This is a genomic window from Kitasatospora sp. NPDC054939, from assembly GCF_053610105.1.
In genome coordinates this window covers 1-26,451 of record NZ_JBSGXP010000121.1, presented here as the reverse complement: position 1 = coordinate 26,451, position 26,451 = coordinate 1, and the positions used below count along the sequence as shown (strand labels likewise).

The 26,451-nt window shown below is 74.4% G+C and carries 23 protein-coding genes and 1 rRNA gene; 6 read left to right on the top strand and 18 right to left on the bottom strand.

Features of this window, described 5'->3' with window-relative positions:
* Positions 1–40: 40 nt before the first annotated feature.
* Both ACWGB8_RS28125 and ACWGB8_RS28120 read right to left on the bottom strand, forming a co-directional pair.
* A complete protein-coding gene (locus ACWGB8_RS28125; RefSeq protein ID WP_452216412.1) occupies positions 41–2,761 on the bottom strand; it encodes a polynucleotide kinase-phosphatase in 2,721 nt (906 codons plus the stop codon).
* Positions 2,758–4,443, bottom strand: coding sequence for a 3' terminal RNA ribose 2'-O-methyltransferase Hen1 (locus tag ACWGB8_RS28120; protein WP_452216411.1), 1,686 nt, complete (start codon positions 4,441–4,443; stop codon positions 2,758–2,760). Before ACWGB8_RS28120 ends, ACWGB8_RS28125 begins: the two co-directional genes overlap by 4 nt.
* Positions 4,444–4,606: 163 nt before the next feature.
* Here ACWGB8_RS28120 and dapD point away from each other — a divergent pair, with 163 nt between their 5' ends.
* Together dapD and ACWGB8_RS28110 are read left to right on the top strand one after the other, a co-directional pair.
* A complete protein-coding gene (gene dapD, locus ACWGB8_RS28115; protein WP_452216410.1) occupies positions 4,607–5,596 on the top strand; it encodes a 2,3,4,5-tetrahydropyridine-2,6-dicarboxylate N-succinyltransferase in 990 nt (329 codons plus the stop codon).
* A gap of 271 nt (positions 5,597–5,867) precedes the next feature.
* Positions 5,868–6,092 carry a hypothetical protein gene (locus ACWGB8_RS28110; protein WP_452216409.1) on the top strand — a complete coding sequence of 75 codons (225 nt, stop codon included), beginning with the start codon at positions 5,868–5,870 and terminating at the stop codon, positions 6,090–6,092.
* Between the two features lie 14 nt (positions 6,093–6,106).
* Here the strand turns inward: ACWGB8_RS28110 and ACWGB8_RS28105 are convergent, their stop codons facing one another.
* From ACWGB8_RS28105 to ACWGB8_RS28070, 8 genes are all read right to left on the bottom strand, one after another.
* Positions 6,107–7,066, bottom strand: coding sequence for a DUF6099 family protein (locus ACWGB8_RS28105; protein WP_452216408.1), 960 nt, complete (start codon positions 7,064–7,066; stop codon positions 6,107–6,109).
* A gap of 96 nt (positions 7,067–7,162) precedes the next feature.
* Positions 7,163–7,507, bottom strand: a complete 345-nt coding sequence (locus tag ACWGB8_RS28100; RefSeq protein WP_452216414.1) for a nucleotide pyrophosphohydrolase — start codon at positions 7,505–7,507, stop codon at positions 7,163–7,165.
* A 139-nt stretch (positions 7,508–7,646) separates the two neighbouring features.
* Entirely contained in the window at positions 7,647–9,086 is a 1,440-nt protein-coding gene (locus tag ACWGB8_RS28095) for an AAA family ATPase (RefSeq protein ID WP_452216407.1), read from the bottom strand.
* Between the two features lie 161 nt (positions 9,087–9,247).
* Positions 9,248–10,087 (bottom strand): putative RNA methyltransferase, encoded by an 840-nt coding sequence (locus ACWGB8_RS28090; RefSeq protein WP_452216406.1) that lies wholly within the window; start codon positions 10,085–10,087, stop codon positions 9,248–9,250.
* A 70-nt stretch (positions 10,088–10,157) separates the two neighbouring features.
* Positions 10,158–11,039 carry an ATP-grasp domain-containing protein gene (locus ACWGB8_RS28085; protein WP_452216405.1) on the bottom strand — a complete coding sequence of 294 codons (882 nt, stop codon included), beginning with the start codon at positions 11,037–11,039 and terminating at the stop codon, positions 10,158–10,160.
* Positions 11,036–12,022: an ATP-grasp domain-containing protein gene (locus ACWGB8_RS28080; protein WP_452216404.1), complete on the bottom strand. Its 987-nt coding sequence runs from the start codon at positions 12,020–12,022 to the stop codon at positions 11,036–11,038. Before ACWGB8_RS28080 ends, ACWGB8_RS28085 begins: the two co-directional genes overlap by 4 nt.
* A gap of 453 nt (positions 12,023–12,475) precedes the next feature.
* Positions 12,476–12,898, bottom strand: a complete 423-nt coding sequence (locus ACWGB8_RS28075; protein ID WP_452216403.1) for a fic family toxin-antitoxin system, toxin component — start codon at positions 12,896–12,898, stop codon at positions 12,476–12,478.
* Positions 12,895–13,149, bottom strand: coding sequence for a toxin-antitoxin system HicB family antitoxin (locus tag ACWGB8_RS28070; RefSeq protein ID WP_452216402.1), 255 nt, complete (start codon positions 13,147–13,149; stop codon positions 12,895–12,897). The genes ACWGB8_RS28075 and ACWGB8_RS28070 overlap by 4 nt, the downstream gene beginning before the upstream one ends.
* Positions 13,150–13,382: 233 nt before the next feature.
* Here ACWGB8_RS28070 and ACWGB8_RS28065 point away from each other — a divergent pair, with 233 nt between their 5' ends.
* On the top strand, positions 13,383–13,577 hold the full coding sequence (locus ACWGB8_RS28065; protein ID WP_452216401.1) for a hypothetical protein: 195 nt from the start codon (positions 13,383–13,385) through the stop codon (positions 13,575–13,577).
* A 204-nt stretch (positions 13,578–13,781) separates the two neighbouring features.
* On the opposite strand, the gene ACWGB8_RS28060 is transcribed toward ACWGB8_RS28065, so the two are convergent.
* Positions 13,782–14,345, bottom strand: coding sequence for a MarR family winged helix-turn-helix transcriptional regulator (locus ACWGB8_RS28060; protein ID WP_452216400.1), 564 nt, complete (start codon positions 14,343–14,345; stop codon positions 13,782–13,784).
* Positions 14,346–14,540: 195 nt separating this feature from the next.
* Between ACWGB8_RS28060 and ACWGB8_RS28055 the strand changes: the two genes are divergently transcribed.
* Positions 14,541–15,878 carry an MFS transporter gene (locus ACWGB8_RS28055; protein ID WP_452216399.1) on the top strand — a complete coding sequence of 446 codons (1,338 nt, stop codon included), beginning with the start codon at positions 14,541–14,543 and terminating at the stop codon, positions 15,876–15,878.
* Between the two features lie 85 nt (positions 15,879–15,963).
* On the opposite strand, the gene ACWGB8_RS28050 is transcribed toward ACWGB8_RS28055, so the two are convergent.
* Positions 15,964–17,265 carry a class I SAM-dependent RNA methyltransferase gene (locus ACWGB8_RS28050; RefSeq protein WP_452216413.1) on the bottom strand — a complete coding sequence of 434 codons (1,302 nt, stop codon included), beginning with the start codon at positions 17,263–17,265 and terminating at the stop codon, positions 15,964–15,966.
* Between the two features lie 431 nt (positions 17,266–17,696).
* Positions 17,697–19,778, bottom strand: coding sequence for an APC family permease (locus ACWGB8_RS28045; RefSeq protein WP_452216398.1), 2,082 nt, complete (start codon positions 19,776–19,778; stop codon positions 17,697–17,699).
* Between the two features lie 231 nt (positions 19,779–20,009).
* On the opposite strand from ACWGB8_RS28045, the gene ACWGB8_RS28040 reads away from it, so the two are divergent.
* Both ACWGB8_RS28040 and ACWGB8_RS28035 read left to right on the top strand, forming a co-directional pair.
* Positions 20,010–20,678, top strand: coding sequence for a potassium channel family protein (locus tag ACWGB8_RS28040; RefSeq protein ID WP_452216397.1), 669 nt, complete (start codon positions 20,010–20,012; stop codon positions 20,676–20,678).
* Positions 20,678–21,349: a potassium channel family protein gene (locus ACWGB8_RS28035; protein WP_452216396.1), complete on the top strand. Its 672-nt coding sequence runs from the start codon at positions 20,678–20,680 to the stop codon at positions 21,347–21,349. Before ACWGB8_RS28040 ends, ACWGB8_RS28035 begins: the two co-directional genes overlap by 1 nt.
* Before the next feature lie 94 nt (positions 21,350–21,443).
* Here the strand turns inward: ACWGB8_RS28035 and ACWGB8_RS28030 are convergent, their stop codons facing one another.
* The 5 genes from ACWGB8_RS28030 to rrf form a co-directional block, all read right to left on the bottom strand.
* Positions 21,444–22,208 carry a DUF3159 domain-containing protein gene (locus ACWGB8_RS28030; protein ID WP_452216395.1) on the bottom strand — a complete coding sequence of 255 codons (765 nt, stop codon included), beginning with the start codon at positions 22,206–22,208 and terminating at the stop codon, positions 21,444–21,446.
* A 2-nt stretch (positions 22,209–22,210) separates the two neighbouring features.
* Positions 22,211–22,618, bottom strand: a complete 408-nt coding sequence (locus ACWGB8_RS28025) for an OB-fold nucleic acid binding domain-containing protein (protein ID WP_452216394.1) — start codon at positions 22,616–22,618, stop codon at positions 22,211–22,213.
* An 84-nt stretch (positions 22,619–22,702) separates the two neighbouring features.
* Positions 22,703–23,383, bottom strand: coding sequence for a response regulator (locus ACWGB8_RS28020; protein WP_452216393.1), 681 nt, complete (start codon positions 23,381–23,383; stop codon positions 22,703–22,705).
* Positions 23,384–23,438: 55 nt separating this feature from the next.
* On the bottom strand, positions 23,439–26,102 hold the full coding sequence (locus ACWGB8_RS28015) for an ATP-binding protein (protein ID WP_452216392.1): 2,664 nt from the start codon (positions 26,100–26,102) through the stop codon (positions 23,439–23,441).
* A gap of 261 nt (positions 26,103–26,363) precedes the next feature.
* Positions 26,364–26,451, bottom strand: a 5S ribosomal RNA gene (gene rrf / locus ACWGB8_RS28010); the annotation flags it as partial.

Sequence of the window (26,451 nt, the reverse complement as noted above, 5' to 3'; positions counted from 1 at the left end):
CCCGGGAGGAGCTCCTCCCGGGCAACCGGCCGCACCCGACTCACAACCGCGGGTCCACCGGCTCCGACTCCAGCGCCAGCACCGCGAACACCGCCTCGTGCACCCGCCACAGCGGCTCCCCGCCCGCCAGGCGGTCCAGCCCCTCCAGGCCCAGCGCGTACTCGCGCAGCGCCAGCGACCGCTTGTGCCCCAGGAAGCGCTGGCGCAGCTGGTCCAGGTACTCCGTGTAGTCCGGACCGTAGATGATCCGCAGGTACTCCCGGCCGCGGACCTTCACCCCGGGCTGCACCAGCCCGCCCGGCCGGCCCTCCCCCGGCGCACCGCGCACCAGCGAGCCCAGTGGCTTGACCACCATGCCCTCTCCGCCGGCCGCCGTCAGCTCCTCCCACCACGCGACGCCCGCGGCGACCGACGCCTCGTCCTCGGTGTCCACCAGCAGGCGGCCGGTGCGGTGCAGAATGCCGGTACCGGCCGTCGGGTCGGTGCCGGCGTCCGGCCCGGCCGCGGCTTCCGCGGCCGCCGCCTCGTCCGCGTCCACCAGGCGGTCGATCCAGCCGAGGTGCTCGTCGTGCGGGCGCACCGCCAGGTTCGCCCCCTCGGCCGCCAGCACCTGGAACGGTGCCAGCCGGATGCCCGACAGCCCCTCCGTCGGCCAGCAGTAGCGCCGGTACGACTCGGTGAACGCCTGCGCGTCCGCCGCCCGCTGCCGCTGGCGCCCGGTCAGCGCCGCGAGGTCCAGCCCGCGGCCGGTCCCGCGCTCCAGCGCCGACAGCACCTGCGGCAGCGCCGCACCCGCCGCCGCACCGACCGCCGCGTACTGGCGGCGCAGCAGCTCGGCGGCCTTCAGTGACCACGGCATCAGCTCCGCGTCCAGCAGCAGCCAGCCGGTGCCCAGCTCGTCGAACAGTCCGGAGCGCTCGGCGGCGGCCCGCACCCGGTCCAGCACGGCACCGGTCAGCGCCTCGTCACCGAGGAACGCCCGGCCCGTCCTGGTCCAGATCGCCCCCGGCCCGGCCACGCCGAACCGCTTCTCCAGCGCCGCCGCGTCCCGCGCGACCAGTACGACCGCGCGGGAGCCCATGTGCTTCTCCTCGCAGACGACCTGCCGGACGCCCTCGTGGCGGTACGCGAAGAACGCCTCCTCCGGGTGCTCCAGGTACCCCGGACGGCGCGAGGTCGCGCTCGGCGCCATGGTCGGCGGCAGGTAGGCCAGCAGCCGCGGATCGATCGCGAACCGGCTCATCACCTCCAGCGCCGCCGCCGCGTTCTCCTCCCGCACCGCGACCCGGCCGTGCAGCGAGGTCTCCACCACCCGGCGCCCGACCACGTCCGCCAGGTCCAGCGGACGGCCCTCGCGCGCACCCGGCGCGTCCGTCGCCATCGGGCGCAGCGGCGCGTACCACTCCTGCTCCGCCTCGACCGAGACCAGCTCGCGCTCCGGGTAGCGCAGCGCCGTCAGGCTGCCGCCGAAGACGCAGCCGGTGTCCAGACAGATGGTGTTGTTGAGGAAGCTCGCCGCCGGCACCGGCGTGTGCCCGTAGACCACCAGCGCCTGCCCTCGGTACTCCTCCGCCCACGGGTAGCGCACCGGCAGGCCGTACTCGTCAGTCTCGCCGGTCGTGTCCCCGTACAGCGCGTGCGAGCGCACCCGGCCGGAAGCCCGGCCGTGGTACCGCTCCGGCAGGCCCGCGTGGCACACCACCAGGGCGCCGCCGTCCAGCAGGTAGTGGCTGACCAGGTCGCGCATGAACGCCCGCACCTCGGCGCGGAACTCCTCCGGCTCCCCGGCCAGCTGGTCCAGCGATTCCTGCAGCCCGTGCGAGACGGTGACCTTCTTGCCGTCCATCGCCCGGCCGAGCTTGTTCTCGTGGTTGCCCGGCACGCACAGCGCGTGCCCGGCCGCCACCATGCCCATCACCAGGCGCAGCACCCCGGGCGTGTCCGGCCCGCGGTCCACCAGGTCGCCGACGAACACCGCCGTCCGGCCCTGCGGCGGCACCGCGTCCACCGAGCGGCCCGCGGCGTCCCGCACCAGCCGGTAGCCGAGCCGGGTCAGCAGCGTCTCCAGCTCGGAGCGGCAGCCGTGGATGTCGCCGACGATGTCGAACGGGCCGGTGAGGTGGCGCAGATCGTTGAAGCGCTTCTCCAGCACCACCTCGGCGGTGTCCACCTCCGCCTCGCCCCGCAGGACGTGCACCTTGCGGAAGCCCTCGCGCTCCAGACCGCGCAGCGAACGGCGCAGCTCGCGGTGCTGGCGCGGCACCACGTGGGCGGGCAGCTGCCGGTCCGGCCGGCTGCGGTTGCGCTCGGCGCAGACGCCCGGCGGGACGTCCAGCACGATCGCGATCGGCAGCACGTCGTGCTCACGGGCGATCCGCACCAGCGCCTTGCGGGCCTCCGGCTGGACGTTGGTGGCGTCGACCACCGTCAGCCGGCCGGCGGCGAGCCGCTTGCCGACGATGTAGTGCAGCACGTCGAAGGCCGCCGCGGAGGCCGACTGGTCGTTCTCGTCGTCCGCGACCAGGCCGCGGCAGAAGTCGGACGAGATCACCTGGGTCGGCAGGAAGTGGCGGCGGGCGAAGGTCGACTTTCCGGCGCCGCTGGTGCCGACCAGGAGGACGAGGGAGACGTCCGTGACGGGCAGGCGGCGCGGCCCGGGGGCCGACCGGGTGCCGTCGGGCGCCTCGGGGGCGGTACGGGCGGGGGTGCGGGCAGGGGTGTCGCGATCGGCGGTGTCGCCGCTCTCGGTCGCCTCGGTCATCGGGTCTCGCCTCCTTCGGGGGCTTCGGCGGTGGTGGTCGTTCCTGCGATGGTCATGTGGTCTGCGGTGGTGGTGCGGTCGGCGGTGGTGGTGCGGTCGGCAGTGGTGGTGCGATCGGCAGTGGGCGCGCCGGCGGGCGCGGGGGTGCCGATGCGGAACAGCGCGAGCTGGGTCGGCGCACCCACCTCCGGGTCCTCCGGTCCGACCGGGCGTACGACGACCGTGTACCCGTACGCGGCCGCGATCCGCTCCGCCCACGAGGTGAACTCCGCACGGTCCCACTCGAAGCGGTGGTCCGCGTGCCGTACCCGGCCGGCCGGGAGGCTCTCCCACCGGACGTTGTACTCGACGTTCGGCGTCGTCACGACGACCGCGGCCGGACGGGCCGCACCGAACACCGCGTACTCCAGGGCAGGCAGCCGCGGCAGGTCCAGGTGCTCGATCACCTCGCAGAGCACCGCCGCGTCGAAGCCCTTGAGGCGGGCGTCCGTGTAGGTCAGCGCCCCCTGCAGCAGCTTCACCCTGGCCGCCTGGCGCTCGGGCAGCCGCTCCAGGCGCAGCCTGCGGGTCGCCGCCGCCAGCGCCCGCGCGGAGACGTCGACGCCGAGGATCTCGGTGAACACCGGCTCCTTGAGCAGCGCACCGATCAGCTCGCCCTGCCCGCAGCCGAGGTCGGCCACGCGCGCCGCGCCGACCTCGCGCAGGGCGGTGAGGATCGCGGTGCGGCGCTGCTCGGCGAGCGGGGGCGTGCGGGGTTCGGCGGCCGGGCCCCGGGTGGCGTCCGGGGCCGTGCCCGGATCGGAGGCGGCGGGATCCGGGGTGGCCCCGGCCTCGCCGTGGGCGGCCGCGTCCGTGTCGTCGACGGCGTTGTCGATCTCCTCGGCCTCGCGGTCGTCCGCCTCCGCCAGCCGGGCCAGCTCCAGCCGCTCCATCGCCACCCTGGTGAGCGACCAACGGCGCGACAGGTAGCGACGGGTGATCAGCGCCAGCTCCGGGTGGTCGGCCAGCCAGCCCTCGCCGGCCGCGAGCAGCTTGTCGACCTCGTCCGGGGCGACCCAGTAGTGCTTGGCTCCGTCCAGTACCGGCAGCAGGACGTAGAGCTGCTGCAGCGCGTCGGCCAGCCGCAGCCCGTCCGCGCTCAGCCCGACCCGGACGTAGCGGGACTCGCCCCAGGCGGGGAACGCACCGTCCAGCGGGATCGCCTCGGCCTCGACCTGCCAGCCCAGGGGCTCGAACAGCCGCCTGACCATGGCCGGGCCGCCGCCCTCGCCCGCACCGTTCGCCGGCACCGCCGGGAGTGCGATGCGCAGCGGACGCGGACGCCCGGCCAGCTCGGGCCTCCCCTCGCAGACGCCCTTCATCGCCGTGCGGAACACCGTCCGCAGCGCGACGGCGAGCAGCGAGGACGCGGCGTACGGCCGGTCGTTCACGTACTGGGCGAGCGCGAAGTCGGGGGACCCGCCCCGGCCCCTGCCCCGACCCCGGCGCACCAGCGCGACGGGGTCGATGTCCAGCAGCAGTGCGGCCGTGCACAGCTCCTCGCCCGCCTCCGGGTAGAAGACGTGCGCCTCGCCGTGGGAGGTGGAGAACCGCTGGACCTTGTCGGGGTGTTTGTGCAGCAGAAAGCCCAGGTCAGTGGCGGGGCTCCCGGCCGTTCCTGTGGTGGAGATCGAGATGAACACCCGCACGAGTATCGCCGAGCACGCGCGCCGCGAGCACCGGGTTTTCGCCGCGGCCCGACCCGGGCGGGCGCCCGGCCGGGGGCGCACCCGGGCCGCGGGAGGACGGTGTCCGGACGGTGAGCGTGTTCGGCACCCGGGGCCCGCATTCGTTAACGTGCACGATGTGACTGCAGAATCCACCTCCCTCGCAAGCGGCGCCGTCGCCGCAGGTCTGGCCACCATCGCGGTGGACGGCACCGTCCTCGACACCTGGTTCCCCGCTCCCGTCCTCACCACCGAGCCCGGTCCGGCCGGCACCGTTCGGCTGACCGCCGAGCAGGCCGAGGCCGAGCTGGGCGCCGGCGCGACCGACGCGCTGCGCAGCGACCCGCGCCGCGGTGTCGAGGTGGTCGCCGTGCGCACCACGATCGCCTCGCTGGACGAGAAGCCGCTCGACGCACACGACGCCTATCTGCGGCTGCACCTGCTGAGCCACCGCCTGGTCAAGCCGCACGGCCAGAACCTGGACGGCGTCTTCGGGCTGCTCGCCAACGTCGCGTGGACCAGCATCGGCCCCGTCCCGGTCGACAACGTCGAGCAGGCCCGCCTCGCCGTCCGCGCCCAGGGCGGCCAGCTCGCCGTGTACGGGATCGACAAGTTCCCGCGCATGACCGACTACGTCGCGCCGTCCGGCGTCCGCATCGCGCACGCCGACCGGGTGCGCCTCGGCGCCCACCTGGCCGTCGGCACCACCGTGATGCACGAGGGCTTCGTCAACTTCAACGCCGGCACGCTGGGCACCTCCATGGTCGAGGGCCGGATCAGCGCGGGCGTCGTGGTCGGCGACCACAGCGACATCGGCGGCGGCGCCTCGATCATGGGCACCCTCTCCGGTGGCGGCAAGCAGGTCGTCTCGGTCGGCGAGCGCTGCCTGCTCGGCGCCAACGCCGGTATCGGCATCTCGCTCGGCAACGACTGCGTCGTCGAGGCCGGCCTGTACGTGACCGCCGGGACCCGGGTCACCACCCCGGACGGCGAGATCGCCAAGGCGGTCGAGCTCTCCGGGCAGAGCAACCTGCTGTTCCGCCGCAACTCGCAGACCGGCGCGGTCGAGGTCATCGCCCGCTCGGGCTCGTGGGGCGGCCTGAACGCCGAGCTGCACGCCCACAACTGACGCTCGGTGCCGCACCCGGCCCCGCGCCGCCGCCAGGCAGCGCGGGGCCGGTGCCCGTCCGGCCCCGCGCCGACTGAGGGCCTGTCGACTGGGGACCTGTCGGACACGGGCCTAGCCGAGGCCGCCGATCAGCCGCAAGCCCGCCTCACCCGGGAGGCTGAGCCCGGGCCGGAGTTGGACCGCATCGGGTGGTGGCCGGTGACCCTCCCGGCCGACGGTTCGTTGGTTCCTGCGGCATCACACCGCACCACCGATCCGAAGAGGTCCCCTCATGTCCGAATCCTGGTCCGAGGCGTCCACAGCACCGCAGGCCGCCGCCGACGCGGCGGCGCCCGCCACTCCCAAGAGCCTGTTGGAGCAGATGCAGGAACTGCTTGCCTCCGTGACCGCGGACCTGGCCGAACTGCAGTCGTCGGGCACCCGCGGCACCGGCGGCGCGCCGGCCGGCGTGGACGCCGCGACCGCCGACGCGCCCTCCGCCCCTCGCTCCTGGTAGCGACCCGCCCGGTCCTACGGCGGCCCCAGCCGGACGACGAGTGACGGCGCTCCCCGTTCAGGTGCCTGTGCGGGGAGCCCGGCCGCTCGCCTCCCTCCCGGCCCGGCCCCGCTCGGCGGGCAGCTCGGCACGGGGCAGCCGTCCTCGCCCTCCCGGTCGAAGAACTCCTCGGCCACACCCGCCTCCCCGAAGTCGATCCCCTCGGCGGCGAGGCCCTCCCCGCTCTGGTCGTCGCCCTGGTCCCCGCCCTGGTCGTCGTAGCCGCCACCCCCGCCGTCGTCGGGGCCGGACTCGCCGAAGTGGTCGGCGTCCTCGACACCCCCGGCCCGGCGAACGGCCCGGTGGAGGTCCGCCACCAGCTCGCGGCACTCGGCGCCGGAGTCGATCCCGTCGATGCACGCCCAGTAGACGTCCTCGCTGTCGGCACCGCAGGCGAGCGCCACCAGCTTCTCGGCCGAATCCTGCAACAGCCGTCCGAGCTCCCCGAGCATGGGGGCGAGCTCGCCGAGGGCCGTCAGCCGCCCGGCCTTGCCGCACACCCCCGCCGAGCCCGGCGGGGCCGCCGAGCGACCCGTCCACCGCTCCGACCCGGCTCCGTCCACGCCGTCCGCCTCGCCCGGGCCGCTCCCGCCGCCCATGCCGTCCGGCCCCTCCGCCCGGGAGGCTCCTCCCGGCAGGGACGCTCGGCGCGGCGGGGAGGCTCCGCGCGGCGGCGGTGCCAGGCAGCCGGCCGTGTGCGCACCCGCCGCGGCCAGCAGGCGGCCGATCACGGCGGGCTGCTCGCCGTGCTCCTCCTGTTCGGCGAGCCGGGCCCCGACGGCCTCGGCCAGCAGCGCGGCCTGCCTCGCCGCCGCGAGCACCTGCGGCGCCGTGCCGGCCCCGGCGAGGTCCTGCCGAGCGGTCCTGATCAGTCGCAGCGCCTCCATGGGCGTCCACCTCTTCCGTCCGTCGTGCACGGTGTTTCCCGTGGTCACGGCAGAAGCGTGCACCCGATCCCGAGCAGGCGCAGCCCCCGTTCCGAAAGCTGTGGACAACCGGGGGCTGTGGACAACTTCGTTCCCCCGCAGGGGTCAATCGGCGAGGTCCGGGTTGACGTCGACGCCCTTCCCGGGCACCGGGAAGCGGATCTCGTTCCGTTCGATCTTGGCGGCCAGGGCCTCCCCCGGGTCCACGCCGACCGCCGCGCAGAACTGCACGAGGTAGGCGAGGACGTCGGCCGCCTCGTCGCGCACGCGGTGCGCGGTCGCCGGGTCGGCCATGACGGCGGCGGCCTGTTCGGGCGTCAGCCACTGGAAGATCTCCAGCAGTTCGCCGGCCTCCACGCTGAGCGCCGCGGCCAGGTTCTTGGGGGTGTGGAAGGGCTGCCAACTGCGCGCGGCGGCAAAGTCGGTCAGCCGCTCGCGCAGGTCCTGCAGGGCAGGCCCGGCCCACGGCGCCGCGGCATCGGCGGCGTCGGCGGGCGTTGCAGAGTCGGCGGGCACCGTGCCATCGGCGGAGTCGGCGGGCACTGCGACATCAGCGGACTCGGCGGGTGCCGCGGACTCGGCTGCGGACTCAGGTCCTGTCACTCGTTCGCTCACCCCTCAGGTCTACCGCATGTCCCTCGGGCGCGACCTCGGCGGTCTCCGCCCCGCGCCCGCCCTGCACCGGGACCCGGGCCGTCTCGGTCCGCAGCACGCTGTGCCCGGAGTCCGGATCGCGCCGGCACTCGACGAGGGCCACGCCCGCGGGCAGGTCGCCGGGCTCCCCGAGGGCGTCGCGGGCGGCGGCCGGCTCCTGGAGGGTGGCGAGGACCCGCAGTTGGTTGCGGCCGGACATGTCGCGGGCGAGGCGCAGCAGGGTGGCGCTCTGGTCGGCGCAGAGCCCGGCACCGAGGTCGTCGGCGAGCACGGTGAGCTGGCGGTGGGCCCAGGGCACCTCGGCGGCCGGGTCGACGTCGAGCACGCCGGCGCCGGTGAGCAGGACGGCGGCGAACGCGAGGTGGCGCAGCATGCCGTCGGACGCCTGGTCGGCGCCGGTGTGGCCGAGGACGCCCTCGTCGAAGACGGCGAGCACCTGGTCCTCGCCGTCGGTGCTCCCGCCCGCGCCCGCGTTAGAGGGGGCCCGGCGGGCGAGGGCGAGGCCGAGCAGCGGGTGCGGGGCCGCGGACTGGACGACGCGCAGGAGTTGCCCGTACCGGCGGGCGCACTCGTTGCTGAGGCGGGCGATGACGGCGGAGATGTTGGCGGCGGTGCTGACCAGCCGGGCCTGCGGGTCGGGCCGGGCCCAGTCGCGCATCAGGGCGGGGACGGGGTGGACGGGGAAGACCTCGCGCAGGGCGGTGAGGAGCTGTTCGGCGGCGGTGAGGACGGTGCGTTCACCGCTGGAGGAGCCGGCGACCCGCAGGGGCAGTTGGGCGGTGATCAGGCTGCTGCTGGGGAAGGGCGCGCGGATGTCCCCCTGACGGGTGTTGTTGTGCCAGGTGACGTTGACGCGCTGGTGGCGGAGGTCCTGTTCGGCGGTCTCGACGAGGGTCCGGCCGTCCAGGGTGAGCAGTTCGCGGGCGATGCGGACCGGCCCGTCGGTGCGGATGACGACTTCGAGGCGGATCGGGCCGTCGGCGGAGCGGACGGTGCAGCCGAGGATGATCGCGTCGCGGCCGTGCGGTACGCAGCCGAGGAGGCCGCCGCGGACGGGGGTGGCGAGCGGGCCGGTGAGGGCGGGGAGGCCGTCGAGGGAGTCGGCGATCTCCTCCCCGAGGGCGAGCCGGGAGAGCACGGCGAGGGCGTCGAGGGCGTTGGACTTGCCCACGCCTGCGGGGCCGTGCAGGACGGTCAGCGGAGCCAGCGGCAGGACGGCGCGCCGGTAGGACTTGAAGGAGGTGAGCCGCAGTTCCTCGACGGTGGGGCGGAGGACGGGCCGTTCGCCGGGCGCTGCGCCGGGTGAGGCGGTGGGGTGCGGGGTGGCGGGATCGGGGGCGGCCGGCACGGCGGTCCGGGTGGCGTCGCGGTTCACCCGTGGGACGGTAGTTGCAGGTCAGGCGGGAGAAACGTGCCTGCTGGGGAGATTCATCCCATCGGGGAGAACGGGCCGGCCCCAGCGGTCACACCCGCCCCACGTGCCCCAGCCGGTAGCGCGAGGCCCACCGGAACGCGCCGGAGCCACCCGCGCGCCGGTCAGCGCCGGTAGGCCGCGACCGTGACCGACGCGGTGACGTCGACGGGGTCCGGCAGGGCGGCGAGCCGGTCGGCCAGTTGCTCGGGGTCGGTGTGCCAGGCGCTCGGGCCCATCCCGACGACGGTCCTGACGTCGGCGGCCGACAGCCGCAGCGCGAACTCCACCTGGTGCCGCTCGCCCGGGGCCAGGTACGGGCCGAGCTTCTCGTCGATCCGCCGCTGCTTCTCCTCGTCCACCGAGAGCAGGCCCAGCGCGGCGACGAGTTCGCGCAGGTGCCGGGAGGTCGGCGAGACCAGCAGCAGGGCGCCGCCGGGGCGCAGGACGCGGCGGATCTCGGGTCCGTTGCGCGGGGCGAACACGTTGAGGACGAGGTCGGTGCAGGCGTCGCGCAGCGGCAGCGGACGCCAGGCGTCGCAGACCAGGGCACCGATCCGGGGGTGGGCCCTGGCGGCGCGGCGCAGCGCGTACTTGGAGATGTCGAGGGCCGCACCGGTGTGCCCGGGGAGGGCGTCGAGGACGCGGGCGAGGTAGTGGCCGGTGCCGGCGCCGAGGTCGGCGACCAGCCCGGGGCCGTCGCCGGGGGCGGCGTGGCGGGCGGCGTCCACGAGGGCCTCGGCGATCGGCCGGTAGTGCCCGGCGGCGAGGAAGTCGGCGCGGGCGGCGACCATGTCGGCGGTGTCGCCGGTCCCGGTGTGGGCGTCACCGGCGAGCAGGCTGGCGTAACCCTGCTTGGCGAGGTCGAAGGTGTGCCGGGACGGGCAGCGCAGCGTGCGTCCGTCGAGGGCGAGGTCCTGCGCGCAGTGGGGGCAGGCCAGGTAGGGCTCGATGTCCTGCAGCAACGTCCGTCTTCTCCCACGCTCCGGGCCGGCCCGGCTGCCCGGGTGGTCCGGCCCGCCGAAAGGCCCCAGCCTAACGAGCGGGCGCGGCCGCCGCCGTCCGTGGTCCGGCCGGGAGCCCGGTCGACGGTCCGATCAGCGGGTCGGCGGGCGGTCCGACGGCGGGTTCCGGGCGTCCTTCGCGGGCGACGCGCAGGGCCAGGGCGGCGAGGGCCTCGGGGGCGCCCGCCTGGCCGCGGACGCCGGGGAAGGCGTTGACGTCGACGATCACGGGTTCGCCGGGTGCGTCGAGCAGGTCCACCCCGTAGACGTCGAGGTCGAACACCTCGCCGACCCGCCGCACCAGGTCGAGGTGCCGGGCCGCGAGCTCGCCGGGGTCGACGGGGACGGGCGCCCGCTCCCCGGCGGGGTCGAGTTCGGAGCGCCGACGGGTGGCGAAGACCTGCCCGCCGACGACCCAGAGCTTGCGGTCCCAGCCGGTGCTGGGCAGGTACGGCTGGGCGACGACGGGTTCGCCGGGCCACTGCCGGGCGAGGACGGCCAGGGCCGCGGCGTCGTCGACCCGGGCGACCAGGTCGTGGCGGCGGCTGTGCCGGCTCTTCACGACGACCGGAAAGGCGCTGTCGGCGAGTTCGGCGGGCCGGGCGGCGGTGCGGGTGGCGGCGAACGGCAGGCCGCACTGCCGGGCCAGGGCGGCCATGGCGGCGCGGTCCTGGCAGAGCCCGGTGGCGGCGGCGGTGTTCAGCACGGGCGCGCCGAGGGCTTCCAGCCGGTGGGCGAGCGCGAGGGCGCGGGGGGTGCGGGCCTTGAGCAGGTAGACGTCGGCGGGGCGGCCGGCGGGGGGCTCGGCCGTCTCGGGGTCGAGGGTCTCGACGCTGTGCCGGGCGGCGAGCAGACCGGCGGTGGCGGCGAGCAGCGGGTGGCCGGGGTCGCGACTGACCAGGCAGATCCTCATACCGTCACGCCGCTCGGCACGGCACCGGCGGCAGCCACGGCACCGACCACGGGGCCGACCGTCGCCACCGCACCGGCCGCGGCACCGACCGCCGCAACGGCGTTGCCCGCCAGCGCGCTCACCCCGCCCGGTTCCTGGACGGGCAGCCGCACCGGGACCGGTCCGCCGAGCGGGTCCGCACCCGCGAGCTGCAGCACGGCCCGCGACACCCGGGCGACCGCGTCGGGCACCTGACGGAAGCTCGGGAAGTCGTTGATGTCGACGACCACCGGCCCGTCCGGGCCGAGCAGGATGTCCACCCCGTACAGGTCGAGGCCGAACACCTCGCCGACCCGGGCGGCGATCCGGGCGATCGCGGGGTCGAGCGGGACGTGCCGCTCGCGCACCTCCTGGCCGGGGTGCAGCGGCGAGCAGCGCTCGGTGGCGTGGAGTTCGCCGCCGACGGCGTAGACCTTGAGGTCCGTACCGGAGTTGGGCACGTACGGCTGGGCGATCAGCAGGTGCTCGTCGGCGAGTTCGGGGCCGAGTTCGGCGAGGTGCTCGGGGGTCGGGACGAGCCGCACGGCGCGCCCCGAGCTGCCGTCGGCGGGCTTGACCACCAGCGGGTACTCGGCCTCGGGTATCTCGGCGAGGCGCTCCCAGCGGGCGGCGGCGTAGGTGACCGGGACGGGCAGGCCGTGGGTGCGGGCGATGACCGAGGCGAGCGCCTTGTCGCGGACGCCGCGGATGGAGCGGGCGTCGTTGACGGTGGTGAGGCCGACCGCGGCGGCGGCTTCGAGCAGGGTGAGGCCGGGGCCGCCGGAGACCGTCTTGAGCACCCAGGCGTCGTGGGTCCCGGCGCGGACGGCCTCGGAGATCGCCATCAGCGAGTTGCCGGGGCGCAGGACGTCCACGCGGTGTCCCCACGCGGTGAGTTGGCGCACCACGTCGAGCGGCATGCCGTCGTGCCGGTAGTGCTCCTCCACCAGAAAGCAGAGCCTCATGTGCCAGTCTCCCCCTTGCCTCGGCCGGCGGACGTCCGCCGTTCCCGTCCGGCAGAGCTGTAGACGCCCCAGGATGCCACGAGGTCTCCACACAAGATCGCCCGGCCTGTAAGCATTCGGCAACAAGGCCGGATTTGCCCGACGCCGGGTCGGCGGCCGGTCCGGGGCCCGGCAACGGGGCCCGCGGACGGCGGGGGGCACGCACGGCATCGGGCGCGCGGCGGGCATCGGGCGCACGGCAGGGATCGGGCGCACGGCAGGAGCCACGGGTGCAGCAGGCGTCACGGGCACCGCAAGCGGCAAGGGCACGCGACGGTGGCGCGTCCCGGGGCCCCGCCCGCGACCGGGGCCGAGGTCGTACCGTCCGGGGCGGGGGCCGGCCCTGCGGGCGGTGCACCGGAACGCGCGTCCGCTGCGCACCGGCACCCGGCCCCCCGTACCCGGCGAGGACCCTCAGTCGGAGTCCTCGTCGTCCTCGCCGCTGACCTCCTCGCCCTCCGCCTCGTCGACGACCCAGCGGCCGAGCCGTTCGGCGACGCCGGCGACACCGAGCCGTCCCTCGCGGATGGCCCGGGCGAGGCTGCGCACCTCGCGGGCGGTGGTGGCCACCGTGCAGCCGCTGGCGACCAGGTAGGCGTAGGCGACGGCGGTGGCGAACAGCTCGTTGGTCTTCTCCAGCGACGGCACCCGGATCAGCTGGTGCATCAGGGCGGCGGCGCGGTCCTGCGGTTCGGGGTAGACGGCGATGTCGAAGATCTCCGCCTGGTGGCGGGCGACCGCCGCGAGGAGGGATCCGTAGTCGGTGACCGCAGGGTCGCCCGGTGTGTACTGCTCAGCGGTCATGAGCAGCCAGGAGAGGTCGACCTCCAGGTTCAACGGCGCACGTCCTGGAGGTCGGCGCCGGCGCCGCTGCCGGCCTGCTCGCCGAACTCGGAGAGGAAGGCCGTCTCGTACTCCTTCATGAACTGCGCGGCGGCGTCGACGAAGACCCGGCCGGCTTCGCCCATGTCCTGCTGGACCAGGCGCTCGATGTACTGGTTCATGCTGATCCCCTGCTGCTCCGCCCGTTCCCGGGCCATCTCCGCGGTGGTGGCGTCCACCCGGACGTTCAGCTGCTTTTTACCCATACAGCCAAGCTAGCGCTGAGGTGCTAGCACAACAAGGGCGCGTGCATGCTCCCGTCCGCCCCTCCGCGCGCTGCTCCACCCCTACCCACGCGGACCCCTCCGATTCCTGCCGAGCAGGCCCCGAACACCTCCACGACACCCGCACGGCGCCGCCGGGAGCGAGACTTGAAGAGTTCTTCACCTTCGTAGAATCTGAAGTCCCCGGAGCGCACCGACCGGTCTGGAGGCCGGCAATGACAGCCATTTTCGCCCAGGAGCTGCGCGAGCAGCTCGAACAGGCCCGCAGGGATCTCGCCGCAGCGCGGGCCGCCGGTGACGCCGACGGCGTCCAGGCGTACGAGGGCCGGATCGGTGGACTGCTGCGGCTGGCCGCACAGCACGCCATCGACCTCCCGCACAGCGCCGAGGAGGCACACGGCGAGGACTGACCTTCACCCACGGCACCCCGCACACGCACCGGTGGGCGGCGCCGCAGGACCCGAGGTCCCGGCGCCGCCCACCGGCGCGCCCGCACCACCCGCATGCCCACCGCCGGCCCGCCCGCACCCACCTGCACACACCGGCACGCCGACAGCGCCGGCACACCCACGGCACCGCGCCCCCGCGGCACCCTCGCGGGAGCCGACCGGCCGTCACCCCGTGCCGGTGTCCCCCAGGGAGACCAGCAGGCGGCGCAGCTTCGCCGCCAGGTCGCCGCACTCCTCGCGGTCGAAGATCTCCAGCATCCGGGCCTCGTTGGCGAGGTGCTGCTCCAGGTAGACGCCGGTGACCTCGTGCCCGCGTTCGGTGAGCCGGATCCGCACCGAGCGGCGGTCCTGCGGGTCGCGGACGCGCTCGACCAGGCCCTTGGCCTCCATGCGGTCGATCCGGTTGGTGATCGCCCCCGAGGTCACCATGGCGGCCCTGCGGAAGGACCCGGCAGTCAGCTCGTAGGGCGGGCCGGAGCGCTGCAGCGTGGCGAGCACATCGAACTCGCCCAGCTCCAGGCCGTGTTCGGCGGCGTACGCGCGGAACTCGCGCTCCAGGGCAAGCCCGAGCCGCTGGAGCCGGCCGAGCACCTCCACCGGCCAGAGCGCCTCGGCCAGGTCAGGGCGCTCCTCGGTCCACTGCCCGATGATGCCGTCCACGGCATCGGTGCCGTCCGCCGCACCGCCGCCGGCGACCGCACCCGCTCTGCCGTCCTTCGCCGTTCCCATGTGACCTGCCTGCCCTCCGGGGTCCTCGCACGGGCCGCTCCCGGCCCCGCCCGAGGATATCTCAACGTTGAAACGCTTGACGTTGAACAAGTCTCGATGCTTTTATCTCAACGTTGAAATTATCAACGCTGAACGAGCGGAGCCACCGCCATCCGGGGCACCCGTCCGTCCGCACCACAGACCAGGGGGGTCACCGTGTCCACCACCGTCTCCGCCGAGCACCCCACCACACGTCCCACCGCAGGCCCCATCGCGAGCCCCGCCGAGAACCCCACCGCGAGCCCGAACCCCACCACGAACCCCGCCACGAGCCCGAACACCGGCGCCGCCCCATCCCGCCGGACGCCCGCCCTCTGGCTCGCGCTGCTCGCCGCGCCGATGGCCACCGGGGCCAACGCACCGGTCCTGATCCTTCCGGAGATGGCCCACTCGCTGGGCGTCACCACCGCGCAGGCGACCTGGGCGGTCACCGCCTACGCCTGGGCGATGATCGTGGGCACTCCCCTGTTCGCCGCCCTGGTCCGCCACCGCGGCCTGCGCCCGGCGCTCCTGGCGGGCACGGCCCTCGTCGTCACCGGTACCGTCCTCGTCGCCGCCGCGCCCTGGCTGCCGCTGGCCCTCCTCGGTCGCGCCGCCCAGGCCGCGGGCGGCGCCGCGCTGGTCACGGTGGCGATGAACCTGGCCGGCACCACCCGCCGGATGGGCGCGATCACCGCGGGCTTCGGCGTCCTGGGCGCCGTCGGACCGCTCACCGGGTCCGTGCTCGCGGGCGCGGCCGACTGGCGGCTCTCCCTCTCGCTCTCCGCCCTCGCCCTGCTCGCCGTACCCACCGTGCTGCGCCGCACCGCGCAGTCCGCGCCGCCCGCCGTCGGGCCCACCGCCGGGCCCGCCCCGCAGGCCGCGCGCTTCGACGCGGTCGGCGCCGGACTGATCGTGGCGCTGACCTCCGGGCTGGTCCTGGTGCCGCTCGCCCCGCTCGCCGGCGCCCTCGTCGCGGTGGCCGCCGCCGTCCCGCTCGTCCGGCACGTACGGCGCCGGCCGGACGGCTTCGTCCCCCACGCCGCGGTGCGCACCCGGGCGTTCGCCGGCTCGGCCCTGCTCGGGTGCGTCTTCTCCACCTCGTACTTCGTCCTGCTCTTCGCCCTCCCGCACCTCGCCCGGCAGCGGACCGACTGGAGCGCCGGGGCGATCGCCGGGGGCCAGCTGGGCGCGCTGCTGACCGGTGCCGTGCTCTCCTGGCTGCTCGCCGCCGCGGCGGCCCGCCTGGGCCACCGGAAGGTCCTGGCGCTGCTGGTCGTGCTCGGCACCGCCGCCCCGCTGCTGGCCGCGCTGACCTCCTCGGGGCCCGCGCTGCTGCTGGCCGCCGCGGCCGCCGTGTTCGTCGCCACCGGCAGCAACGCCGTCCTGTCGGTGCGGGCCGGCCGGTCGGCCGACGACGCCCGGCGCCCGGCCGCGATCGGCCTGTTCGTCCTCTGCTACCAGCTCGGCGGGGCGCTCGGCCCCGCCCTCGCCGCCGTCCTGGTCCTCGGCTGAGCGCCGCAACCGACGCCCAGGTGCGGCGAAGCCCTCCCGACCGGGCTCCGGTGGGGAGGGCTTCGCCGTGCGGGCTCGCGCCGGGTCAGGCGTTCTCGTCCACCGGCTCCAGGATCGCCACGCACTCGAAGTGGTGGGTCATCGGGAAGAGGTCGAAGGCGCGCAGCGAGACCGGGCGGTAGCCGCCCTCGCGGAAGAACGCCAGGTCGCGGGCGAGGGCCGCCGGGTCGCAGGCGACGTAGGCGATCCGGCGGGCGGACAGGCCGGCGAGGTGGGCCACGGTCTCGCGGCCCGCGCCGGCGCGCGGCGGGTCCAGCACGATCAGGTCCGTGGAGGTGATGCCGGTGCGCGGCAGCAGGGTCTCCACCCGGTCGCACTCGATCCGGACGTTCTCCAGGGCCGCCAGGTTGTGCCGGGCGTCGGCGACGGCCTGCTTGGCGGACTCGATGCCGAGCACCGCGCCGTCCTCGCCGACCCGGTCGGCCAGGGCGCCCGCGAACAGGCCGACCCCGCAGTACAGGTCGAGCGCGTTCTCGCCCCACTGCGGGTCGAGGCCGTCGAGGACGGCGTCGACCAGGGTGTCGGGGGCCTCCGGGTGGATCTGCCAGAAGCCGCCGTTGCTGACCCGCCAGGTGCGGCCCGCCGCGCGCTCGCGCACGAAGTTGCGACCGTGCACCCGGTGGACGTTGTCCTGGTCGTCGATGCGGGTGATCGACACCGGCTTGTCCAGCTCGACCAGCGGCAGCTGGGCACCCGGCGCCGGGGTCAGCACGAGCTGGCGGTCGGAGGAGCCGGCGGCGGCGATCACCTCGACCGAGACGATGCCCGGCCAGTCGCGGGACTCGATGCCCAGCTCGGAGACGCCCTCCGCGGCGATCAGGCAGCGGTCGATCGGCTGGATGTCGTGCGAGCGGTGCTTGCGCAGCCCGACCCGGCCGGTCCCGGGGTCGACCGCGTACTGGATCCGGGTGCGCCAGGCGGGCACCTGTCCGGCAGGCAGCTTGCCGCCGACGGGCTCGACGCTGCCGTCCCAGCCGGCCTCGGCCGGGGTGAGGCCGGCCAGCTTGGCGAGCTGCTCGGTGAGCACCTGCACCTTGAGCTTGCGCTGCCCGCCCGGGGTGACGTGCTGCCAGTCGCAGCCGCCGCACTTGCCGGGACCGGAGAACGGGCAGGGCGGGGCGATCCGGTCCTTGGCGGCGTCCAGCACCTCCACCGCGTCGGCGCGCAGGAAGCGGGACTTGGTGGTGCCCTCGGTGACCTCGGCGATCACCCGCTCGCCGGGCAGCGCGTGCCGGACGAACAGCACCCGGCCCTCGTGCCGGGCCACGCAGTGCCCGCCGCCGTGCGCGACCGGGCCGACCTCGACCTCGTAGCGCTCGCCGACCAGAGGATCGCCGCCCGGGCCCTTCGGGGCGGCCTCGGCGCGCGGGGCGCGGGTGGCGCTGCGCAGCGCCCGGGGCGGGCGGACGGCCTGCTTACGCGGGCCCGCGCCCTTCGCGCGCTCCTTGCCCGGCTGTCCCTCGGCGGGCCGAGCGGCCCGCTCCTGCCGGCCGGCCCGGTCCTGCTTCGGCCGGTCGGCGCCCTGCGACGGGCGGTCCTGGGTCCGCTCCGGACCCCGCTCCGGCGCGCGCTCCGCCGGGGCGAGCGGCGCGGTCTGCTGCGTGTAGCCCTCGCGGTCGGTGGCGGCGGGGCGCACCGGCTTGCCCCAGCGCGGCCGGGCGACCTGGCCGGTCCTGGCGGCGCCGCCCTTGCGGGCACCCTTGCCGGACGCGCCCTTGGCGCCGGACGAGCCGTTGGAGCGGGACGGGGTGTTGCGGGTCACTGGGAGGAGTCCTTGCTGCTGCGGTCGGCGGTGTCGGCGGTCGTGCCGTCGGCGGCACCGGGAGCCTTCGACTCTACGGCCTTCGGCACCCTCGGCTCACCACGTCGGACGGCACCCGGCGCCGACCAGGCCTTCTGCGGCTTGCGGCGGGCCGAGGACTCCAGCTGCCACGGCACCGAGGTGACCATCACCCCGGGCTTGAAGAGCAGCCGGCCCTTGAGGCGCAGCGCGCTCTGGTTGTGCAGCAGGTGCTCGTACCAGTGGCCGACGACGTACTCGGGGATGTAGACGGAGACGACGTCGCGAGGGCTGCTGCGGCGCAGGTTCTTGACGTACTCCAGGACCGGGCCGGTGATCTCGCGGAACGGCGAGTCGAGGACCTTGAGCGGCACCTCGATGCCGCGCTCGTCCCACTCCCGGCGCAGCGCGGCGGTGTCGGAGGGGTCGACGTTGACGGTGACGGCCTCCAGCGTGTGGGCGCGCGCCAGGCGGGCGTAGGCGAGGGCGCGCAGGGCCGGCTTGTGGAGCTTGGAGACCAGGACGATGGCGTGCACCCGGGTGGGCAGGACGACGTCGTCGGGCGCCTCGGCGGCGGCGAGCTCGGTGGAGACCCGGTCGTAGTGGCGGCGGATGGCCTTCATCATCACGAACAGCACGACCATCGCGGCGATGGCGATCCAGGCGTGGCTGATCTTGGTGACCAGCACCACGATCAGTACGGCCATGGTCATCACCAGGCCGAAGCCGTTGATCGCCCGGCTGCGCTGCATCCGGCGGCGGCGGGCCGGGTCGGTCTCGGTGCGCAGGGCGCGGGTCCAGTGCCGGATCATGCCGGACTGGCTCATGTTGAAGGACACGAAGACGCCGACGATGTACAGCTGGATCAGCCGGGTGGGGTCGGCGTCGAAGGCGGCGATGAACAGGATCGCGGCCAGCGCCAGCAGGATGATGCCGTTGGAGAAGGCCAGCCGGTCGCCGCGGGTGTGCAGCTGGCGGGGCAGGTAGCGGTCCTGGGCGAGGATCGAGCCGAGCACCGGGAAGCCGTTGAAGGCGGTGTTGGCGGCGAGCACCAGGATGAGGCCGGTGACGGCGGCGACGAAGTAGAAGCCCGGCGTGAAGTTGTCGAACACGGCCTCGCTGATCTGGGCCAGCGCGGTCTTCTGGTGGTAGTCGGCGGGGGCGCCGACGAGCTGGTGCGCCTCCTCGGCCATCTGGACGCCGGTGAGGCGGGCCAGCCAGATGATGCCCATGAACATCACGACGGCGATGCAGGCCATCATCAGCAGCGTGGTGGCGGCGTTCTTGCTCTTGGGCTTGCGGAAGGCCGGGACGCCGTTGGAGATGGCCTCGACACCGGTCAGCGCGGCACAGCCCGAGGAGAACGCCTTCAGCAGCAGGAACACCATGGCGAAGCCGGCCAGCGACTCGTTGCCGGGGGCGGCCTCCAGGTGGTAGCCGGCGCTCTCGGCGGGCATGTCCTGTCCGAAGCCGTAGTGCCGGACGACGCCGTACACGACCATGCCGAGCACACCGACCATGAAGGCGTAGGTCGGGACGGCGAACGCACCGCCGGACTCGCGGACGCCCCGCAGGTTCATGCCCATGAGCACGATCACCACGAAGACCGAGAGGGCCAGTTCGTGGCCGCGCAGGGCGGGCACCGCGGAGACCACGTTGGCCACGCCGGAGGTGGTGGAGACCGCGACGGTGAGGATGTAGTCGACCATCAGGGCGCTGGCCACGACCAGGCCGGAGTTCGGGCCGTGGTTGACCGTGGCGACCTCGTAGTCGCCGCCGCCGCTGGGGTAGGCGTGCACGTTCTGCCGGTACGAGGCGACCACGGCGAGCATCACGACGGCGACGACGACGCCGATCTGCCAGGAGAAGTGGAGCGCCGAAGCACCCGCCAGGGACAGGACGAGCAGGATCTCCTCGGGGGCGTAGGCCACCGAGGAGAGGGCGTCCGAGGCGAAGACGGGCAGCGCGATGCGCTTGGGGAGCAGGGTCTCCCCGAGTTTGTCGCTGCGGAGCGCACGCCCGATGAGGATGCGTTTCGGAAGGTCGGTCGGCATAGGCACGTTAAGGAATCGTAGGGGCTGTTGAGCGGACAGTCTGACTTACGTCCCCCCCTCCGCCGCGACTGTGTTGGGCCGACCGGCTAGCGTGTCGGATACGGGTCGGCGGGCAACACTCAGGTTGTCAGGCCGGCCTCCACCAGGACGCGAGCCCCGGGAAAGCCGGGGCGGGAAAGGACGATGAGCCGTGTTTGCGCAGGTCAAGAGCCCAACGGGACGGGTGAGGTAGCGCCGGTGCACATCGTCATCATGGGCTGCGGACGCGTGGGCTCGGCCCTCGCCCGGGCACTGGAGAAACAGGGCCATTCGGTGGCCGTCGTCGACCAGGACCCGACGGCGTTCCGCCGACTGGGTGCCGGGTTCAACGGCCGCCGGGTCACGGGTGTCGGCTTCGACCAGGACACCCTGCGCGAGGCGGGCATCGAGGAGGCCGGCGCGTTCGCGGCCGTCTCCAGCGGTGACAACTCCAACATCATCGCGGCCCGGGTCGCCCGGGAGAACTTCGGCGTGGAGAACGTCGCCGCCCGGATCTACGACCCGCGCCGGGCCGAGGTCTACCAGCGCCTGGGCATCCCGACCGTCGCGACCGTGCGCTGGACCGCCGACCAGATGCTGCGCCGGCTGCTGCCCAGCGGCGCCGAGCCGCTGTGGCAGGACCCGAGCGGCACCGTTCAGCTCGCCGAGGTCGCGTACGCGCCGGGCTGGGTCGGACACCGGGTGAGCGCGCTGGAGGAGGCCTCCGGCGCCCGGGTGGCCTTCGTCACCCGGCTCGGCGAGGGTGTGCTGCCCTCGCCGCAGATGGTGGTGCAGGAGGGCGACCTGGTGCACGTGATGCTGCGCCGGGCCGACCTGACGGCGGTCGAGGCCGCGTTCGCGCAGGGGCCGAAGGAGGAGGGTCACTGATGCGGGTCGCCATTGCCGGAGCCGGGGCCGTAGGCCGCTCGATCGCGGGCGAGCTGCTGGAGAACGGCCACGACGTCCTGCTGATCGACAAGAACCCGAACTCCATCTCGGTGGAGCGGGTGCCGATGGCCGAGTGGCTGCTGGCCGACGCCTGTGAGATCACCTCGCTGGACGAGGCCGCGCTGCAGCGCTGCCACGTGGTGATCGCCGCGACCGGTGACGACAAGGTCAACCTGGTCGTGTCGCTGCTGGCGAAGACCGAGTACGGGGTGCCGCGGGTCGTCGCCCGGGTGAACAACCCGAAGAACGAGTGGCTCTTCAACGAGTCGTGGGGCGTGGACGTCGCCGTCTCCACGCCGCGCCTGATGTCCGCCCTGGTCGAGGAGGCGGTGAGCGTCGGCGACCTGGTCCGGCTGATGCGCTTCAGCCAGGGCAACGCCAACCTGGTCGAGCTGACCCTCGCGTCCGACACCGAGCTGGTCGGCACCCGGGTCGGCGACGTGCCGTGGCCGGCCGACACCGCGCTGGTCACCATCATCCGCGAGGGCCGGGTGCTGGTGCCGCGCAAGGACGACACCCTGGAGGGCGGCGACGAACTGCTCTTCGTGGCCGCGCAGGAGCGCGAGGAGGAGCTGGAGAACCTGCTCTCGGCGACCTCCGGCGCCCAGTAGGCAGCGGGCCGGGCAGTAGGCCGCGGACCGGGCCGGACGAACGAAGGGAGGGGGCGTACTCGCTGCGAGTACGCCCCCTCCCTTCGTGTCCGGGTCACTTCCCGGCGGGGTCCTGCGGCCGTGCCGCATCCTGCGGGTCGTCGGACCCGAGGTCCGCCCTGATCGGGGCCGGCGCCTTCAGCAGGATCTGCCACGTGATGTACATCGCCAGCAGCATCGGCGGGATGCCGAGCGCGACCTTGAGCCAGCCGAGCAGGTTGACGTTGCCGGTGAAGTACAGCGGGAAGAGGATCAGCGGCTTGATGCCCATGATCGCCACCCAGGCCCAGGTCGCCTTGGTGTAGGCGGCCAGGCGGCCCGGGTTCTGCTTGCGCCAGGTGAACATCTCACCGGTGATGGGGCCGAGGATCACCCCGATCAGCGGCCAGCGCACCAGCGCCGAGACGGCCAGCGTCACGCAGTAGCCGACGTTGTACAGCAGGCCGGGCAGGTAGAAGTTCTCCGCCTTCCCGGTCTTCATCGCGATCCAGGCGCTGATCGCCACGCCGAACACCCCGCTGAAGGCGTGCTGGATGGTCTCGCGCCGGGCCAGCCGCGCCACCACCAGCAGACCGCTCAGGCCGAGCGCCGCCCAGGCCGCCGTGGCGACCTGGTGGGTGATGTTGTACGTGACGATGAAGACCAGGCCGGGCAGGGTCATGTCGACCATGCCCCGGGCGCCGCCGAAGGCCTTCATGACCGTGTCGGCGGTCTCCCTGGCGGCAGCCGCGTCCTCGGCGGCGGTGCCTGCTCCGACCGGCCGGTCGTCCTTGGCCAGGTCGACCGGGGCGGCGCTCTCGCCGCCGTGCTGGTTGCTCACGCTCACTCGCTCCCGTGTCCGACCGGACGCAGCTCGTAGCGGGGGTTGAAGAGCACGCGGCGCCCGCGTGCGTGGCTGATCCGGCCGCTGGCGACCAGCCGGCGGCCGGGCTCTATGCCCGCGATGGATCGGCGGCCGAGCCAGACCATGTCCAGCGCCTCGGTGCCGTCGAAGAGCTCGGCCTCCAGCGCGGGCACCCCGGCCCGGGGGCGGAGGGTCACGGTGCGCAGGGTGCCGGCCACGGTGACCAGTTCGCGGTCCCCGCAGCTGGCGATCGGAGTGCAGCCCGACTCCGCCGCGCTCTCCTGGCGCAGCTCCTCGGCGTCCAGCTCCTCGGAGGAGGAGGTGAGACGGTTGAGGAGACGGCGGAAGCGGCCCTGCGGCTGGTCGCTGCTGATGTCACCACTCATGTCGGAAGGGTACCGGTTTCGGGGCCCCCGGCGGCAGGCCGCGGTCCGCCCGGCCCCCGCGGCCCGCACCCCCGGCGCCCTGCCTCACCCCTCGAAGCGGTAGCCCATCCCGGGTTCCGTGATGAAGTGCTTCGGGTGCGAGGGGTCCCGCTCCAGCTTGCGCCGCAGCTGCGCCAGGTAGACCCGCAGGTAATTGGTCTCGGTCCGGTAGGCAGGACCCCACACCTCCTGCAGCAGCTGGGTCTGGCTGACCAGCCGCCCGGTGTTGCGCACCAGCACCTCCAGCAGGTGCCACTCGGTCGGGGTGAGCCGGACGTCGGTGCCGTCCCGGTTGACCTTCTTCGCAGCCAGGTCGACCGTGAAGCTCTCGGTGACCACCAGCGAGTCGTCCTCCCCGGTCACCGGTTCGGCCCGGCGGACGGCCGCCCGCAGCCGCGCCAGCAGCTCGTCCATGCCGAACGGCTTGGTCACGTAGTCGTCGGCGCCCGCGTCCAGCGCCTCCACCTTCTCGTCCGAGGCGTGCCGGGCGGAGAGCACGATGATCGGCACCCTGGTCCAGCCGCGCAGGCCCCGGATGACCTCGACGCCGTCCATGTCGGGCAGGCCGAGGTCGAGCACCACCACGTCGGGGTGGCGGGCGGCGGCGAGTTCCAGCGCGCCCGCGCCGTCGTGGGCCGCGTCGACCTCGTACTTGCGGGCCTTGAGGTTGATCACCAGCGCGCGGACGATCTGCGGTTCGTCGTCCACGACGAGGACCCGGGTCATGCCGGCTCCGCCTTTCGGAACTGTCGAGGGGTCGGTCGGGGGTCGGGCAGGGATGTCAGGAACGGTCGTACGGCGGTCGGGCGAGCGCCCGGTCGGCCTCCGGCGGCCGGTCGACTGCGGGCCCGGCGGCGCCCGGGTCCGCGGCCTCCCCGCTCGCCGCGCCACCGGTCGGCCCGGCACCGGACGGCGGACCGGCCGCCGGCAGGGTCACCACCATCGTCAGCCCGCCGCCCGGGGTGTCCTCGGCCGTGACGGTGCCGTCCATCGCCTCGACGAACCCGCGCGCCACCGCCAGGCCGAGGCCCACCCCCGCCCCGCGCGGCGCGTCCCCGTACCGCTGGAACGGCGCGAAGATCCGTTCCTTGGCCTCCTCCGGCACGCCCGGCCCCCGGTCGACGATCCGCAGCTCGACCCGGGCGGCCGCCCCGGCCGGCTGCAGCGCGTCCGCCTTGACCAGCACCCGGACGCCGGGCGGACTGTACTTCACGGCGTTCTCGACGAGGTTGGCCAGCGAGCGTTCCAACAGCCCCGCGTCCGCCAGCACCATCGGCAGCGTCTCCGGCACGTCCGGCCGGACGGCCTCCGGCGGCACCCCGCCGAGCGCGAACGGCACGACCTCATCCAGGTCGGTCGGCTGGATCAGCGGTGTCACCGTGCCGGTCTGCAGCCGGCTCATGTCCAGCAGATTGTTGATCAGGTGGTCGAGCCGGTCCGCCCCGGCCTCGATCCCGGCGAGGAGCTCCGCCTCGTCCTCCTCGTCCCACTCGACGTCCGCGGAGCGCAGGGAGCTGACCGACGCCTTGATGCCCGCCAGCGGGGTCCGCAGGTCGTGCGAGACCGCGGCCAGCAGCGCCGTCCGGATGCGGTTGCCCTCCGCCTCGCGCCGGGCCACGGCCGCCTCCCGGGCCAGCCGCCGGCGCTCCAGGAGGACGGCCGCCTGCGCGGCGAACGCCCCCAGCAGCCGGCGGTCCTCGGCGGGCAGCACCCGGCCGCGCAGCGCCAGCGCCAGCGTGTCACCGACCGGCACGTCCACGTCCGCGACCTCCGGACGCTCCGGCGGCCGGTCCCCCGAAACCGCCACGAGCCGCCACGGCCCGTGCGCGTCGGGGCGCTCCAGCAGGGCCGCCGCCTCCTGCTGGAACGTCTCCCTGACCTGGTCCAGCAGCGCCGTCAGCACGCCGTCCCCGCTCGGCGCCCCGCGCAGCACCGTGCCCGCCAGCGCGCTCAGCGTCCGCGCCTCGGCCTGGCTGCGCGCCGCCTGGTGGGTGCGGCGGGCGGCGAGGTCCACCACCGAGGCGACCGCGATCCCGACCGCGGTGAAGACCGCGACCGCCAGAATGTTCTGCGGCTCGTCGATGCTGAAGGTGCGGACCGGCGGGGCGAAGAAGTAGTTCAGCGCGGAGGAACCGACGATCGCCGAGGCGACGGCCGGGTAGAGCCCGCCGACCAGCGCCGCGCAGACCGTCAGGGACAGGAAGAGCATCATGTCGGTGGAGAGCCCGAGGCCCTCCACGTTGATCAGCAGCAGGGCCAGCAGCGGAGGCCCGCCCACCCCGATCAGCCAGCCCGCGATCGTCCTGGTCCGCCCCAGGTCGGTCACCCGGCGGATCGGGAGCCGCCCGCGGCCCTGGGCCGCCCGCTCGTGGGTGACCATGTGCACGTCGATGTCCCCGGCCGCCCGGGTCACCGTGGTACCGACGCCGGGCCCGTAGACGTACTGCCACGCGGGCCGGCGGCTGGTGCCCAGCACGATCTGGGTCGCGTTGACGCCGCGCGCGAAGTCCAGCAGCCCGGCCGCCGGGTCGTCGCCGAGGACGGCGTGGAAGCTGCCGCCGAGGCTCTCCACCAGGGCTCGCTGCTCGATCAGCGCCTGCGAGGAGCCGGCCGCCGAACCCGTCAGCCCGTCCGAGCGGGAGATGTGGACGGCCAGCAGCTCGCCGCCGGAGCCGCGGGCCGCGATCCGGGCCGCGCGGCGGATCAGCGTCGCCCCCTCCGGGCCGCCGGTCAGACCGACGACGATCCGCTCCCGGGCCTGCCAGGTGCCCTCGATGCCCTGGTCCGCCCGGTACTTCTGCAGGTACTCGTCGACCCGGTCGGCCGTCCACAGCAGCGCCAGCTCGCGCAGCGCCGTGAGGTTGCCCGGACGGAAGTAGTGGGCGAGCGCGGCGTCGATCTTCTCCGGTGCGTACACGTTGCCGTGCGCGAGGCGGCGGCGGAGCGCCTGCGGGTCCATGTCGACCAGCTCGATCTGGTCGGCGCGCCGCACCACCTCGTCCGGCACGGTCTCGCGCTGGCGCACCCCCGTGATGCCCTCGACCACGTCGCCGAGCGACTCCAGGTGCTGGATGTTGACGGTGGAGACGACGTCGATCCCGGCCGCGAGCAGCTCCTCGACGTCCTGCCAGCGCTTCTCGTTGCGGCTGCCGGGCACGTTGGTGTGCGCGAGCTCGTCCACCAGCGCCACCTGCGGGCGGCGGGCGAGAACGGCATCCAGGTCCATCTCGGTGAAGACCGCGCCCCGGTGGGTCAGCTCCGTGCGCGGTACCGCGTCGAGGCCGGCCGCCAGCGCCTCGGTCCGCTGCCGTCCGTGGTGCTCCACGAAGCCCGCGACGACGTCCGTGCCGCGCCCGATCCGCCGGTGCGCCTCGGCCAGCATGGCGTACGTCTTGCCCACCCCGGGGGCCGCCCCGAGGTAGATCCGCAGCCTGCCGCGTCCCATGTGCACCATTCTTGATCCGGCCCCGCCCGGGGACCACCCCGGACACCTGTTCGCCTCGCCTTCGAGACTACGGCGTACTGGGCCGTTCGCCAGCGATCCGACCGCCGAACGGGCAGTTTTAGCGCCATACTGACGGGCTGGTGCGGCAGCCGGACGGCACCGCAGGCCGGCGGCGAGATACCCGCCGGTGGCCGCCATTGCCGGGCCGGAAACGCAGAAAACCCCCGATCCGTAACGGATCGGGGGTCTCCCACAATGATTGTTCGGCGGCGTCCTACTCTCCCACAGGGTCCCCCCTGCAGTACCATCGGCGCTGTGAGGCTTAGCTTCCGGGTTCGGAATGTAACCG

Bases quoted from the DNA above. Each gene is read 5' to 3' on its own strand.
- ACWGB8_RS28125 (WP_452216412.1), bottom strand. From the start codon at position 2,761: ATGACCGAGGCGACCGAGAGCGGCGACACCGCCGATCGCGACACCCCT.
- ACWGB8_RS28110 (WP_452216409.1), top strand. From the start codon at position 5,868: ATGTCCGAATCCTGGTCCGAGGCGTCCACAGCACCGCAGGCCGCCGCC.
- ACWGB8_RS28085 (WP_452216405.1), bottom strand. From the start codon at position 11,039: ATGAGGATCTGCCTGGTCAGTCGCGACCCCGGCCACCCGCTGCTCGCC.
- ACWGB8_RS28080 (WP_452216404.1), bottom strand. From the start codon at position 12,022: ATGAGGCTCTGCTTTCTGGTGGAGGAGCACTACCGGCACGACGGCATG.
- ACWGB8_RS28070 (WP_452216402.1), bottom strand. From the start codon at position 13,149: ATGGGTAAAAAGCAGCTGAACGTCCGGGTGGACGCCACCACCGCGGAG.
- ACWGB8_RS28065 (WP_452216401.1), top strand. From the start codon at position 13,383: ATGACAGCCATTTTCGCCCAGGAGCTGCGCGAGCAGCTCGAACAGGCC.
- ACWGB8_RS28060 (WP_452216400.1), bottom strand. From the start codon at position 14,345: ATGGGAACGGCGAAGGACGGCAGAGCGGGTGCGGTCGCCGGCGGCGGT.
- ACWGB8_RS28035 (WP_452216396.1), top strand. From the start codon at position 20,678: ATGCGGGTCGCCATTGCCGGAGCCGGGGCCGTAGGCCGCTCGATCGCG.
- ACWGB8_RS28025 (WP_452216394.1), bottom strand. From the start codon at position 22,618: ATGAGTGGTGACATCAGCAGCGACCAGCCGCAGGGCCGCTTCCGCCGT.
- ACWGB8_RS28020 (WP_452216393.1), bottom strand. From the start codon at position 23,383: ATGACCCGGGTCCTCGTCGTGGACGACGAACCGCAGATCGTCCGCGCG.
- ACWGB8_RS28015 (WP_452216392.1), bottom strand. From the start codon at position 26,102: ATGGGACGCGGCAGGCTGCGGATCTACCTCGGGGCGGCCCCCGGGGTG.